General features: G+C 63.5%; 12 protein-coding genes. 5 read left to right on the forward strand and 7 right to left on the reverse strand.

The window, feature by feature from the left end; all coding sequences use genetic code 11:
* Window positions 1-52: 52 nt before the first annotated feature.
* From benC to ACNPM8_RS04260, 4 genes are all read left to right on the forward strand, one after another.
* Complete coding sequence (benC, locus tag ACNPM8_RS04245) at window positions 53-1,588, forward strand: benzoate 1,2-dioxygenase electron transfer component BenC (RefSeq protein ID WP_388024805.1); 1,536 nt, start codon at window positions 53-55, stop codon at window positions 1,586-1,588.
* Entirely contained in the window at window positions 1,585-2,400 is an 816-nt protein-coding gene (locus tag ACNPM8_RS04250; protein ID WP_448939345.1) for a 1,6-dihydroxycyclohexa-2,4-diene-1-carboxylate dehydrogenase, read from the forward strand. Before benC ends, ACNPM8_RS04250 begins: the two co-directional genes overlap by 4 nt.
* 178 nt (window positions 2,401-2,578) lie before the next feature.
* Window positions 2,579-3,913, forward strand: a complete 1,335-nt coding sequence (locus ACNPM8_RS04255) for an MFS transporter (protein WP_388024808.1) — start codon at window positions 2,579-2,581, stop codon at window positions 3,911-3,913.
* A gap of 48 nt (window positions 3,914-3,961) precedes the next feature.
* Window positions 3,962-6,646 carry a LuxR C-terminal-related transcriptional regulator gene (locus ACNPM8_RS04260; RefSeq protein WP_448939392.1) on the forward strand — a complete coding sequence of 895 codons (2,685 nt, stop codon included), beginning with the start codon at window positions 3,962-3,964 and terminating at the stop codon, window positions 6,644-6,646.
* A gap of 258 nt (window positions 6,647-6,904) precedes the next feature.
* Here ACNPM8_RS04260 and ACNPM8_RS04265 read toward each other — a convergent pair whose 3' ends face one another.
* Together ACNPM8_RS04265 and ACNPM8_RS04270 are read right to left on the reverse strand one after the other, a co-directional pair.
* Window positions 6,905-8,269 (reverse strand): DUF222 domain-containing protein, encoded by a 1,365-nt coding sequence (locus ACNPM8_RS04265; protein WP_448939346.1) that lies wholly within the window; start codon window positions 8,267-8,269, stop codon window positions 6,905-6,907.
* Window positions 8,270-8,615: 346 nt separating this feature from the next.
* The gene (locus tag ACNPM8_RS04270; protein WP_448939347.1) at window positions 8,616-9,116 is read right to left on the reverse strand and encodes a hypothetical protein; all 501 of its coding nucleotides are present in this window, start codon (window positions 9,114-9,116) and stop codon (window positions 8,616-8,618) included.
* A 253-nt stretch (window positions 9,117-9,369) separates the two neighbouring features.
* Between ACNPM8_RS04270 and ACNPM8_RS04275 the strand changes: the two genes are divergently transcribed.
* Window positions 9,370-9,711 carry a DUF1801 domain-containing protein gene (locus ACNPM8_RS04275; RefSeq protein WP_286134079.1) on the forward strand — a complete coding sequence of 114 codons (342 nt, stop codon included), beginning with the start codon at window positions 9,370-9,372 and terminating at the stop codon, window positions 9,709-9,711.
* A 153-nt stretch (window positions 9,712-9,864) separates the two neighbouring features.
* Here the strand turns inward: ACNPM8_RS04275 and ACNPM8_RS04280 are convergent, their stop codons facing one another.
* The 5 genes from ACNPM8_RS04280 to ACNPM8_RS04300 form a co-directional block, all read right to left on the reverse strand.
* Window positions 9,865-10,017: a hypothetical protein gene (locus tag ACNPM8_RS04280; protein ID WP_166650756.1), complete on the reverse strand. Its 153-nt coding sequence runs from the start codon at window positions 10,015-10,017 to the stop codon at window positions 9,865-9,867.
* Window positions 10,018-10,134: 117 nt separating this feature from the next.
* The gene (catA, locus tag ACNPM8_RS04285; protein ID WP_105656483.1) at window positions 10,135-10,992 is read right to left on the reverse strand and encodes a catechol 1,2-dioxygenase; all 858 of its coding nucleotides are present in this window, start codon (window positions 10,990-10,992) and stop codon (window positions 10,135-10,137) included.
* A 193-nt stretch (window positions 10,993-11,185) separates the two neighbouring features.
* A complete protein-coding gene (gene catC, locus ACNPM8_RS04290) occupies window positions 11,186-11,464 on the reverse strand; it encodes a muconolactone Delta-isomerase (protein WP_105656482.1) in 279 nt (92 codons plus the stop codon).
* Between the two features lie 11 nt (window positions 11,465-11,475).
* On the reverse strand, window positions 11,476-12,597 hold the full coding sequence (locus ACNPM8_RS04295; RefSeq protein WP_448939348.1) for a mandelate racemase/muconate lactonizing enzyme family protein: 1,122 nt from the start codon (window positions 12,595-12,597) through the stop codon (window positions 11,476-11,478).
* Window positions 12,578-13,489, reverse strand: coding sequence for a LysR substrate-binding domain-containing protein (locus tag ACNPM8_RS04300; protein WP_105662373.1), 912 nt, complete (start codon window positions 13,487-13,489; stop codon window positions 12,578-12,580). Before ACNPM8_RS04300 ends, ACNPM8_RS04295 begins: the two co-directional genes overlap by 20 nt.
* Between the last annotated feature and the right edge of the window lie 218 nt (window positions 13,490-13,707).

A 13,707-nucleotide genomic window follows, 5' to 3' on the forward strand; every position in this document is an offset into this window, starting at 1 on the left:
GGGCAGCCCCCGCCGAATCGCCCATCCCCGAATCCTGTGAAATGAGCATGCCATGTCCCACCAGGTAGCCCTCGCCTTTGAAGACGGAATCACCCGCTTCATCAAGGTCGGCGCGAACGAAACCGTCGCCGATGCCTCCTACAAAGCCCGCATCAACATCCCGCTGGACTGCCGCGACGGCGCCTGCGGCACCTGCAAGGCCTTCTGCGAGTCGGGCAAGTACGACGGCGGCGACTACATCGAAGAAGCCTTGACCGACGACGAGGCAGAGGCCGGATACTGCCTGCCCTGCCAGATGGTCCCCGAATCCGACCTCGTGCTGCAGATCCCGACCACCTCGGATGTCGCCAAGACCTCGGCCGCCTCCTTCGAATCCACGCTGAACGAGATCCGCCGCATCTCCGAAACCACCTACGCCTTCAGCCTCGAGGTGGACAAGCGCGAAGACCTCTCCTTCCTGCCGGGCCAGTACGTGAACATCGAGGTCCCCGGCTCCGGCGGGCAAACCCGTTCCTACTCCTTCAGCTCGGGCCCGGAAGTGGACATCGTCTCCTTCCTGATCCGCATCACCGATGGCGGTCTGATGTCCACCTACATGCGCGATACCGCGCAGGTGGGCGACCGCATCACCTTCACCGGCCCGATGGGCAGCTTCTTCCTGCGCGAACCCAAGCGCCAATCGCTGCTGCTCGCCGGCGGTACCGGCCTGGCCCCGCTGCTGGCCATCCTGGAGAAGCTGGCCGGCATGGACAACCCGCACCCGGTGCACCTGATCTACGGCGTGAACACCGACATCGACCTGGTCGAACTCGATGTGCTGCAGGACTACACCCAGCGCATCGCGGGCTTCAGCTTCGACACCGTGGTGGGTGACCCGGACAGCGCTTCACAGAAGAAGGGCTACGTCACCAACCACTTCGAGCCGCAGCACCTGGCCGAGGGCGACGTGGACATCTACCTGTGCGGCCCGCCTCCGATGGTGGAGGGCGTGCGCCGCCATCTGGAAGCCGAAGGCCTCAAGCCGCAGAATTTCTACTACGAGAAGTTCGCGCTGGCCGTCGTTCCGGACGCCGAGCCTGCCGCCCCGGCTGCCGAGGCGCCCGCCGCGCAAGCCGCCGCCGACCAGGGCTACGAAATCGGCGAGGAGCACGCCAGCTTCGAGGCCCAGTTCGATGCGCGCATGGCCTTGGAACTGGCCGTCGTCGAGCTGACCATGGGCAAGCTGGCCGAGGGCCAGCTGGGCGAATTCAAGGTCCTGGCCGAACTGGCCGGCAAGACCCTGGACGGCGAGAAGTTCATCAACGCCGAGGAATTCACCGTCACCAATGACGCCTTCCACGAATTCCTGTTCAAGGCCGTGGGCAACGAGCACCTGCTGCAGGCCTACCGCCGCCTGGACGTGCCGGCGCTGATGGCCGCCGTGCTGCGCCAGGAGCACTGGATCGACGGGGCCGTGGACGCCGACCACCTGGGCATCGTCGCCGCTTTCGAGAAGCAGGACATCGCCGCTGCCCGCGCAGCGATCACCGCGCACAACCAGCACGCCAAGGCCACCATGGCCGCCGCTTCCAAGGCAGTGGCCCAGTGAGCGCCGGGCTGCCCGAGTCCTTCCATCCGGGACGCTTTGCCGGCAAGGTCGTCATGGTCACCGGCGCCGCCCAGGGCATCGGCTGGTCCGTGGCCCGGCGCATCGCCGCCGAGGGCGGGGAAATGGTGCTCGTGGACCGCGCGGCGCTGATCCACGAGGTGGCCGGGGCCCTGCGCGCCGACGGCGCCGACGGCGCCACCGCGCTGAGCGTGACCGCCGCCCTGGAAACCTACGAGGGCGCGCTGGCTGCGGTCACCGCCGCGAAGGACCAGTTCGGACGCATCGATGTGCTGGTCAACAACGTGGGCGGAACCATTTGGGCCAAGCCCTACGAGCACTACGCGCCCGAGGAGATCGAAAAGGAAATCCGGCGATCGCTGTTCCCGACCTTGTGGATGTGCCGTGCGGTCTTCGAGGAAATGGTCCAGGCCCGATCCGGAACCATCGTGAACGTCTCCTCGGTCGCCACCCGCGGCATGAACCGCGTCCCGTACGCGGCGGCCAAGGGCGGGGTCAAGGCCATCACCTCGGCGCTGGCCATGGAGGGCGCCGAGTTGGGCATCCGCGTGGTCGCCACCGCGCCGGGCGGCACCGAAGCCCCTGAGCGGGTAGTCAAGCGCGGGCCGGCGCCCACCGGCGAGCAGGAAAAGGCCTGGTACCAGGCCATCGTGGACCAGACCGTGGACTCCACCTTGCTCAAGCGCTACGGCACCTTGGACGAGCAGTCGGCGCCCATCGTGTTCCTGGCCTCGGATGAGGCCTCCTACATCACCGGTTCCACCCTCGCGGTGGCCGGAGGAGACCTCGGCTAGCGGCAGTCCCGGCACCACAAACGCACCACCATGGAACAAACGGCTCGTGATCACGGGCCGTTTGTTCCATCCAGCACCATCCCGGCCGTGCTTCCAGCGCCGGGCACGTATTTTCCGGGGAACAACGAGGTTCCCCGGTCACCGCAAACGAACGGAAAAACACGTGAATACCAGCCCAATGACATCCAGCACTGCCGCCAATGGCGCCGTGCGCTGGGTGGTGGTGATCGCCGCCATCGCCCTGATCTTCGACGGCTACGACCTGGTGGTTTTCGGAACCATCGTCTCCACGCTGCTGGCGGACCCCAGCCAGCTCGGCCAGCTCGATGAAGCCGCCGCCGGATTGCTGGGCAGCTACGCGCTGCTCGGCGTGATGGTCGGTGCGCTGTCCACCGGCGCGATCGGCGACTACATCGGCCGGCGCAAGGCGATGATCACCGGCATCATCTGGTTCTCCGTCGGCATGGGCCTGACCGCGCTGGCGCCCGACACCCTGTGGTTCGGCATCCTGCGCTTCCTCACCGGCATGGGCGTGGGCGCGATCGTGGCCACCGCTGGCGCGGTGGTGGCCGAGTTCGCCCCGAAGAACCGCCGCAACTACTACAACGCGATCGTCTACTCGGGCGTGCCGGCCGGAGGCGTGCTCGCCTCGCTGCTGGCCATGGTGCTCAGCGACGTGATCGGCTGGCGCGGGCTGTTCCTCATCGGCGCGCTGCCGCTGCTGTTCCTGCTGCCGATGGCCTGGTTCAAGCTGCCCGAATCCCCGCAGTGGCTGCTCTCCCGCGGCCGCGTGGCCGCAGCCCGCGAGGTGGCTGCGCGCACCGGAATGCTGCTGGAACTTCCCAGCGACGCCGATGCCGGGCAGCTGAAGGCCGAACGTGTCGGCTTCGCCGCGCTGGCCACCAGGCGCTACGCGCTGCCTACCGCACTGCTGGGCATGATGAGCTTCGCCGGACTGCTGCTGACCTATGGGCTGAACACCTGGATGCCGGAAATCATGCAGCAGGCAGGCTACGGCAAGTCCCATTCGCTGCTCTTCTTGCTGGTGCTGAACCTCGCCGCGGTCTTCGGCGGGCTGCTGGCTTCGGTGGCCGCCGACCGGGTCGGCCCCAAGCAGGTCGTGGCGCTGACCTTCTTCCTGGCCGCGCTGGCAATGGTGCTGCTGACCCTCAAGCTCCCGCTGGGCTTGCTGCTGTCCCTGGTGACAGTGGCAGGTGTGGGAACCATCGGCACGCAGGTGCTGATCTACGGATTTGTGTCGAACTACTACCACAGTGCCGCCCGCGGGGCCGGGGTGGCCTGGTGCGCCGGATTCGGCAGGCTGGGCGGGATCTTCGGCCCGCTGCTGGGCGGACTGCTGCTTTCGGCGGGAGTTTCCCCGGGAACCGCATTCTATGTCTTCGCCGCAGTTGCTATCGTTGGAACGCTGGTCACCACCTGCGTCCCGATGACCCGTTCGGACGCGCAGCGCAGCGCGCAAGAAGAGCTGGCTGCCGCGGGAGCAGGGAAGTAGCAGCACATCGAAACGCAACGCGGCGACGCAGGAAGGCTGGTGAACGCCATGCTCAGTGCCCAGCAGGGCCAGGATGCGCTCATCGGCCTTTCCCGCGAAGTCCAGCAAACTGGCAGTACCCTGGCCGTGCTGAAGGGTCCGCGCGGCAGCGGCAAGAGCACGATCATCAAGGCGCTGCTAACCCGGTTGGCCAGCCAATCGGTGCAGCTGGTGACCGCTTCGCGCTGGGAAACCGCGCAGCCCGGAGCCGCCTTGGGCCCGTTGCTGCAACGCAGCCACGCAGGCTCGGCCGGGGCGCTGGGCGAGGCCTTGCTGGAATACCTGCGCAGGGAGGCGCCGCAACCCCGTGTGCTGGTGCTGGAAAATGCGCAATGGGTCGATGACCTGAGCTTCCAGGCGCTGCACTACGCCTGGCGCCGCTTGCGCAATGAACCGGTACTCATCGTGCTGGTGATGCGCGACCAGAACCTGGCCAGGCTTTCACCGGAAACCCGGGAATTCCTGGCCGACAGCCAATTGAAGATCCTGCAGCTTCAAGTGCCCGATCCAACGCATGCGCGCGAGATTATCTGCGCCAGGACGGGGATCGACCTGCCGCCCATGGCCGTCGAGCAGCTGGTGGACTACACCGAGGGCAACCTGCAGGTGGTCATCGAGCTGGCCCAGGAGAATCCGGAGCACAGCTGGGAGCAGTTCGACCGCTGGCCGCCTGCCCCTCACGCCCTGTCGTTGCACGTCATCGAGCTATTGGAGGGGTTGGAACCGCGGGCGCGGGCGCTGCTGGAAGCGGCTGCGGTGCTCGGCGCGCAGGCCCGGATCGACAATATCGCCAAGCTGGTGGGCGAGGATGATCCGCTGCTGCCGATCCAGCAGATTCTCGACTCCTCGCTGGCGCAAACCCACGGCCATAGCGGGAAGGTGCGGCTCGGGTTCGAGAACGCATTGACCCAAATGGCTGTCTACCATCAGATCCCGCTGAGCACCCGCATCCGGTTGCATGCTTGCGCCGCGGACATCGTCGAGGACCAGGGGGCCAAGCTGGGCCATCGGGCCGATGCGAGCATCCTGCCCGATGGCCGCTTGTCGATGGAACTGCAAGACTACGCGCGGTCCCAAGGCAAGCGGGGCGAGTGGTCTTCGGCCGCTACCGCGTACTTCAGGGCCATGCACTTGTCCCCGGAACCGATGCGCCGCGACTCCCTGCTGCTCAACGCAGTGGATGCGATTGTCGCCGCCGGCGAGCTGCCGCGGGCGCAAACCTTCGCGCATCAGCTTTCGAGCTTGGAAAGCAGTCCGGAACGGGACGTGCTTTCCGGATACATCTCGATCCTGCAAGGCCGCGCCAACACCGCGCAGCGCTGGCTGTCCAGTGCCTGGCAGAACGCGGTCCAGCATCAGGACAACGATGTGATGGCCGCGATCGCCCAACGCCAAGTCCTCGACTCGCTGTGCCGTTTGAAGGGGCAGAAGATCATTGACTGGGCTGAGCAATCGCTGCGCCTTGCCCAGGTGGGCAGCCCGCTGGCCATTGAGAACGCAGCCATCCAAGGGCGCGGCCTGGCAATGATGGGCCGGGCTGATGAGGGGGAACAGGTCTTGATGGACCTGCTGGCCACCCTTCCGGCGGGAGCACAGCGCCAGCGCGCGGAAATGTCACTGGGCTGGGTCTACCTCGCGACCGATCGCGTGGAGCTGGCCCGGCACGAGCTCTCCGCAGCCAGCTCCACGGACTTCAGCGATGGTTCCCTGCGCATCTCGCTGTGGGCCAAAGCCTGGTCGGCGCGCGCTGAATTCCTCATGGGCGACTGGGACCAAGCGCTGGAGACGGTTCGATCCGCGCAGTCCCTGCAGGAGCGTTCTGAAATCCAGATCCTGCGTCCGCTGATCCAGCTGACCGCGGTGCAGATTCACGCATTGCGCGGCAATTGGGAGCAGGCGGATCTGCACCTACGCAAGTCGTGGGCACGCACCGGCAGCTATGCCATTATGGAGATGCCTTACCGGATGGCGCGGGCCGAGATTGCCCGGGCGCAGGCAAACCATGAAGAGGTTGTGCGGACGCTGGAACCATTGCTTCGGCTGGACCGTACGCAGGGCATCGACCAAGCAGGTTTCTGGACCTGGCAGGATACATACGCCATGGCGCTAATCCGTTGCGAACGCCTGGATGAAGCAGAAAAATTCGTACAGCCGTTGCTGGAGAGTGCTCTCGCTTCAGGCCACCAGAGCGGAGCCGCTCGATTCCTGAGCGTGCAAGGCACCTTGCTGGCAGCCCGCGGTGATATCGACGCAGCCCGTTTGGCCTTTGAAGATGCCATCCGCCGTTTGGAAGGCATCGGGTCGGTCTACCACCGGGCAAAAATTGATTTCTACTACGGGCAATGCCTGCGCCGAGCCGGCAAGCGAGCCGAATGCGTTGCGCCGTTGACCCGCGCGCTGGCGATTTTCACGCACTTCGATGCATCCGTGTACATCGACCGCTGCACTCGTGAGCTCCAGGCAAGCGGAACCGGGATGCTGCGCAGGGAGAGTGCTGACTGGTCGACGCTGACGGCGCAGGAACAAGCCGTGGCCAAGCTGGTTTGCGAAGGTGCAAGCAATCGACGTGTCGCTGAAGAGCTGTATATAGGCACCAAGACAGTGCAGTACCACCTGACCAAGATCTACACGAAGCTGGCGGTCTCAAACCGTACTGAGCTTGCTGCGCTGGCGCGGTTCGACCTTGAGGGATAGTGCCTTCCGACTGAGAAAAATTTTCATTCCCGAGGGCAGCAAAACCATGCGGAGTTCGAGTTGACCTGCGCGCTGTGACTGTAGATTTTTTTCATTCAGCACGAATCGCTTGAATCGAACGCGGCCGGGATTCTTGATTCAGGCCGCGGCCAGCATTGCAACCAGACTCAAAGCCGTTGCTCCTGCGAAGTATGGGTGGTGTGGTGGTGCTAGTGACTGAAAAAATTTGTCACTCGAAATCCAAATCAGGTACTGGCTCTAACTGGTTCCGGTTCCGGGCAGGCCCTCATCATGGCCGAGCCCCAGTACTCGCCGCACTTCGGGGGTCAATTGCACCTTGCAGGCCGCAGCCTCCTGGGGACGTCGAGGACAATGATCGTTGACATGATCAAATTTCTCCACGTTGTCCACGCTCTCGGGAACCGTGATTGACCGCAGCCCGTGCGGAGATACCCACGTCTTGGAGCCATCCGGGCAAGCGAAGACCTTCCAGCCAAGCGCGTGCTTGTACATCTGATGCTGCTTGCACAAGAGATGAGTGTTCTGCCGGGTAGTGTGGCCGCCCTGTCCATACGCTTCGATGTGATCAATTTCCGAACGATCGGGCAGACGGCGGCAACCAGGGAAACCGCAATGCTGGTCGCGGTAACGCAGCAAATCGCGCAACCCCTGGGAAGGTCGATATTTCTTGGGCTCCACATCAATTGCCGCTCCCGTCCACGGGTCGGTCAGAACGCGCTGGAACGACGGAGCATCCGCGGCGATTTCCAACGCTACGCCGATTGGGATCGGCCCGTAACCTTCCAAATCAGCGAGGGCGCGAGCGGGATTCACGAGCATTTCAATGGGTGGGATCGTGATGGCAACCCGTGGCTTCAGCGGCATGCCTTCCATTCCGGGCCAGCCATGCAGATACACGTCCGCAAGCACATCGGCTTCAACCTGCGTTTGCGTGCGCAGATCCTTGGAATCAGTGATCTGGGCGGCTGCCTGCTTTATCGAGTTGCGAATCGAATGGATGACATCAGCGCGGTGATGCAGCTGCAAGGTAGCCATGCCATTCTCCTCATTCCACACCTTGAGATTACGGGCTGCGAATGCGTTCTTCTGCCGGTTCTCTGCCGAATTGGGATTCATCCGGTCGTGAAAGCGACGGGCCCGCTGGTAGACAGTCTCGTCGCAGGCTGTTCTTGCCAAAGGCAGCAAATTTTCCTCCATGCGGCCGACCTGCTCCGGGGAAAGGTCTTGCGAGTATTTGACGATATCGTGGGCGGCCTTAACGGTAATCTCACCTGCAGCGAGCGCGGCAAGGGTGGCTTTGCAGGCGTGGCGCAAGCCCTTGGCATGGAACATCCGCTTGCTGGCTTTACGGACGGATTCGCGCAATGCGACAGCTGACTCAGCTACGAAATTGGAGTTGATGACCTGCTCGCTGCCACGGTCTATGCCATAGTATTCGGCACTCTTGCTGGCTTCGGCTTCTTCGTCTGGGGTGTGGGCATGCTCGGTGGCAATCAGGTCATTGAAGGACGCGCTGACCTGCTCGACTCCGTCTGCCAGTAAAACGCAGATAGCGGCTTCAGCGCTGCTCATCAGGCGTTGGAGTTTCTTCAGGCGTTCCAATGCGTCTCCGGGCCCATCCACGGGGCCCGCATTGAATAGTTCGTCGGCAACCTGCTTGATGGGTCCGAAGAACAACTGGTGCTCGCGATGGGCGTCGAGCGCTGACGCTCTGTGCGACTCCATGCGGGTGCCCGGCGGGCGCAGTGGAAGGCGATGTTCATCGTCGTGATCGTCTAGATATGCGGGAATAGTCATAGTTAACGTTCGCGCAGATTATCGACAGTATCTTCTGGTTCGAAACCAATTGTGGATAAGTTCTAGAAAGTTTATACGAATGCGATTAAGCGTGATTCCGGCGCGAAAATCGCTAGATCAGGGAAGGCAGTAATGGGTGCCGTGCTAGTTGCTAGTTGCTAGTTGGAGGCAGGGGGCGCGGCGGGCGGGTGAAGGCAGTTCGGATGCCAAAGGCTGCCATGGCTGCGAGTATGGCAAAGGCGAGGACGCTGGCCATGTACAGGGGTGCGGCTAGATCCGCGGCGGCATCGGCGTTCCAATCGGCAAAGGTGTCGCCCACCGAGTTCATATTGGCGAAGGAAGCGAAGAAATAAGCCGGTGCGCCTAAGGCAATGATCAGGCTCCAAGCTCCGATAGCCGCCCAGGCGGGCAGCTTGCGTCCGGCGGAAACTACCGGAACGAGCCAAGAAATGGCGAGGGCGGTTCCAGTGGCTGCGAAGACCCACCCTCCAAGCGAGTCGTAATTCTGGTCCATTGAGGCCATCTCGGAAATGGTTTCATCGAGGGAGAGTCCACTTGCTGCGGTCACGGCCCAATTGTTCATGAGCAGTGAGCCGTAAGCCGCGTAAGCCACGATCATGGCGAACCCGGAGATGGCTAGAAGTTTACGCATGTCAGTAGCCTAACAGTGCACTAGTCAACTTGGTGGGATAACCAATACGCGTATGAGTTGGGCGTCCATGCTACTTCCTTGCGCGATCAAGCTGTCCTGAGGCCAGCTGCCTGTATTCCAGTGCAAGAATCCGTGAATCAGATGCCCTTAGTCGGTAAGGTGCATTATGGGCCGATCGGGCGCCAAAAGCGATCGCGCGAGCGACATCACCCAGCGCCGCAATGCAGCGCCAACCGTTAGAAGGAGACTAGGGATGATCTTCACCAAAAAAGGCGACGCCGCAGTTCTGGCCAAGCTCAGCACAGCTCCAGCACCCTATCGCGAGATTGCCGAACGGCTTCACGCCATAATCATGCAGAGCGCACCATCGCTGGAGCCGATCGTCCGCTGGGGACTTCCGTTCTACGTCCGGGATGGCAAAGACGTCTGCTACATCAAGCCTGACAAGGACTTCGTAGCTTTCGGTTTTGGAGAAGTCGTGAATCCAGCCTACGAGGAAGGCTCCCGCATGCATCCAGTTGCATGGACTATCACCTCGCTGGATTCTGCAACGGAAGACAGGATCCGGGACCTGGTGAAGAAGGCCGCGGGCTGATCCCGAGCAAGCTAGCTGGCCGCAAGATGAACAGTGCGCCCGCTGCAGGCAGCCGCATTGCCTGGAGTCCGTCCTCAGGTGCGCCGAAGGTCCCGGCAGCGTCATTGCTGTCGGGACCTTCCGCTTCGCGTCGGTAGTACTGAGGGCAAAAGCCTAGGCGGCAAGCATCGAGATGCCGTGCTCCTCTTCTGGTATCCATCCGGTCCAGGCCCAGTGGTTCTGGGGTTCGCTGGTATCGGCAGCTCGGTGCGCGATGGATTGGGGTTGGAACTTCCCGGCTGGATCGTTCAGTGTTGAAGCATTCATGCTGCGCTCCCATTGGATTGGCGGGTGTTCGCCCGTTCGTCGAGGTTCCGGGTACGGCAACGGCGGGGGGCCGGCCAATGCTGCCGGGACCCCCGCCGTGTTGAGGCGCGCTGGGGCTTACTTCACAGGGTCGAGCACGAAGTCGTAGGTGACCTGCTTGCCGTTGCCCGATGCTGCTGGGTGCACGTCGAGCATCAGTTCCGGCTTCACCGCGGTGGCGATGTCGTCGTCGTTGTGCGCATCGCCCGGGAAGTACAGCTGGGCGGTGAGCAACTCGTGGCCCTCGGCGGAGACCTTCAGGTGCAGGTGCGCTGGGCGCCACGCGTGCCAGCCGGCGGCGGCGATCAGCTGGCCGCAGGCGCCGTCGGTCGGGATCTGGTACGGGGCTGGCTGCATGGTGTTGATCTGGAAGTTGCCTTCCTCGTCAGCAATGAAGGTGCCGCGCAGGTTCCACTCGGGGATGCCAGGGGCGAACTGCGAGTAGAAGCCCTCTTCGTCTGCGTGCCACAGCTCGATCTTGGCGTTCTTCAGCGCCGAGCCGTCGGTGGAGCGGACCTGGCCCTGGAAGAGCAGGTTGGTGCCCTTCTCGTCCTCGCGCATCGAGATGGTGGCAGGGGTGTTCTGCGAAGGCGCTTCGGGCACGTAGTAAGGGCCTTCGATCGAGCCCTTGTTGCCTTCGCGGTGGTCGGTGGCGACCTCTTCCACCGAGTGCTCCAGCCACACGTCCAGGAACAATGGCCATTCGCCGTCGTCGCCAACCTTGATCAACCATGCCTTCAGGGCATTGAACTCGTCGTAGCTCACGCGCTCTTCGAGGATGATGTCGTTGGCGGCCTTGACGAGCTTGGAAGCAAGCATGTTCACGCGCTCGGTGGAGGTCGCGATGCTGCCGAGCTTGCCGGAGTTGCGGAAGCTGTCGGTGGCGGCGTTGCCGGACTTGGCTGCAGTTGCGTCTGCTGGAGTTTCAGTGGTCATGGTGACTCCCCTAAATTATGTGGTGTGGCGGATGCGGATCCATACTGTGACCCCCATCATCCCGGGTGATTGATATTCAATGTAGTGCAGCGTCTATGCCAAGTGAAATACTCATTTGTCGGCCATTGGAACGTTTTGAATATCAATGCTTGTGGGCTGGGACACGGAGGGAATCCGCCGGTCCGGAAAAGTCCTAGGCCAGCGAATTCGGATGCTTGGCCAGCGCGGTGACCTTGATCTTCATGTACGGGTACATCGGGAAGCCGCTGAGGATTTCGTGCAGTTCGTCGTTGGATTCGACGTTGTACAGCGAGTGGTTCGCGTACTCGCCGACCACGCGCCAGATGCCCTGCATCTTGCCGCTGCGCTGCAGGCTTGCGGAGTACTCCTTTTCCCGGGCCTGGAAGTCAGCGACTTGCTCATTGGTCAGGTGGTCCGGGAAAACAACGTCCATACGGGCGAGGAACAACATGGGGATCTCCTTTAGTTCGAGGTGGAAAGCACGTGGTCCTGGCGGTAGCGCGCCAGCTTGGATTCGTCGATGGCGGCGCCCACGCCGGGCACGGTGCGCACCGGAATGCGGCCGTTGACGATCTGCAGCGGCTCGGCGAGCAGGTCATCGGCCATGTCCAGGAAATTGGACAGTTCACCGGCGCGGCGGCTGGTGGCTTCGAAGGCCGCGCCGAAGGTCACCGTGGCCAGCGAGCCGACCTGGGTGTCGATCTGGTTGCCCATGGTGACATCCACGCCCAGTCCGGTGCACAGGCCCAGGATTTCGGTGGCTTCGGTGAAGCCCGAGCGGGCGGTCTTGATGCAGATTGCGTTCGCGCCGCCGGAGAGCAGTTCGCGCGAGGCATCGCCCGCGGTGGGCGCGGACTCGTCGGCGACGATCGGGATCGGGGAGCGTTCGACCAGGCGGCGTCGGCTCATCGCTTCCTTGGCATCGCACGGCTCTTCGAGCATGGTCAGGCCAAGGCCCTCGGTCTGGCGCAGCACCTCCATGGACTCGTTCGCGCTCCAGCCGCGGTTGGCGTCCAGGTAGAGCTCCACGTCCTCGCCCAGCCCTTCGCGCAGCACGCGGCAGGCCTCGATGTCCAGGGCGAGCGGGCGGCGGCCGACCTTGAGCTTGAAGGTGGTGATGCCGTACTGCTCGACGAAGCGCAGGGCCTCGGCGAGCAGCGCCTGGGCGGGCTTGAAGCCGAGCATGTGGCTCACGCGCATCGAGTCGGTGAAGCCGCCGAGCAGCTTGTGCACCGGCGTGCCCAGCACCTGGCCGATGGCGTCCCAGACGGCGATGTCGATCGCGCCCTTGGCCACCTGGTTGTGGATGGTCCTATCCAGCACCTGGCGGATCTTGGCGCGGTCCATGATCTCCAGGCCGATCAGCTGCGGGGCGAAGACATCCTGCACGATCGCGACGATGGACTTCTGCGTCTCGCCGTAGGTGTACGGGCGCGGCGGGGCGTCGGCGGTGCCGATCACGCCTTCGTCGGTGTGCACGCGGATGAGCACGTGCTCGGCGGTGTGCACCTCGCCGCTGGCAAAGCGCAGCGGGTGGTTGTAGGGGATGGCGTAGGGGATTGTTTCAATCCGCTGGATTCGCATCGGGGTCCAGCCTTTCTAGGGGGTTGAGCAATGTGCAAAGTTCCAGGAAGTTGCGCACCAGCGCAGACTCGTTGCCGGCCTTCCAGGCGATCGCCAGGTCGACGGCCGGTGCGTTGCGCAGCGGCCGGAAGGTGATCCGGGTGCTGTGCGGCAGGTAGTGTGTGGTGGGCAGCAACCCGATGCCCAGGCCCGCGGCGACGAAGGTGAGCAGGGTGGAAGTCTCGCTGGCCACCTGCGCGATCTGCGGGGCGAAGCCCACTCGGCGGCAGGAGTCCATGATGATGTTGTTCACCGCGGAGGATGGCGGGTAGCAGATGAACTTCTCGCCAGCCAGCTGTTCCAGGTCCAGCTCATCGTGGGCGGCGAGCGGGTGGCCCAGCGGCAGCGCCACGGCCAGGTGGTCGCGGTCCAGCAGCATGTAGTCCACCTCGGTGCCGCGCACCGGCGGGCGCAGGATGGCCAGGTCCAGGCGTCCCTCGACCAGTCCCTCGACCATCTGCGGGGTGAGCATTTCGCCCTGCACATTCAGCTGCAGGCCCGGCATCTGCTGGGAGCTGGCTTCGATGAGCTTGGGCATGATGCGCGAGGTGGCGCTGCCGGTGGAACCCAGTCGCAGCACGCCCAGCGCGCCTTGGCCCACGGTGCGCACATCGCGGGAGAGCTGGTCGAGCTCTGCAAGCAGGATGCGCCCGCGGCGCAGCAGCAGCTCACCGGCGTTGGTCAGTTCCACCTTGCGCGTGGTGCGGATCAGCAGCTGGGTATCCAGGGTCTCTTCGAGCTGCTTGATCTGCTGGGAGAGCGGGGGCTGCGCGATATGCAGGCGCGCCGCTGCGCGGCCGAAATGGCGTTCTTCGGCGACGGCGACAAAGTAGCGAAGTAGTCTCGTGTCCATGGTGCTCCGATCGTCGGACCGCGCGTCGAATGCGCAGAAGACGCTTGCTGGCAACTCTAACGCGGCGGTCCAAGAGGGTGAAATACTTATTCTGGGTCGATTGAGAGTCTACAAGTATGAATTACTGGGTCGCACTGTATTCAACGATTGATTTCCAGACCGGAATCACGCCGGGAGGCACTGGACTGCCATGGACCGCCACGGCCCCATGTCGCCAC

The sequence above is a fragment of the Glutamicibacter sp. AGC46 genome (assembly GCF_053543715.1).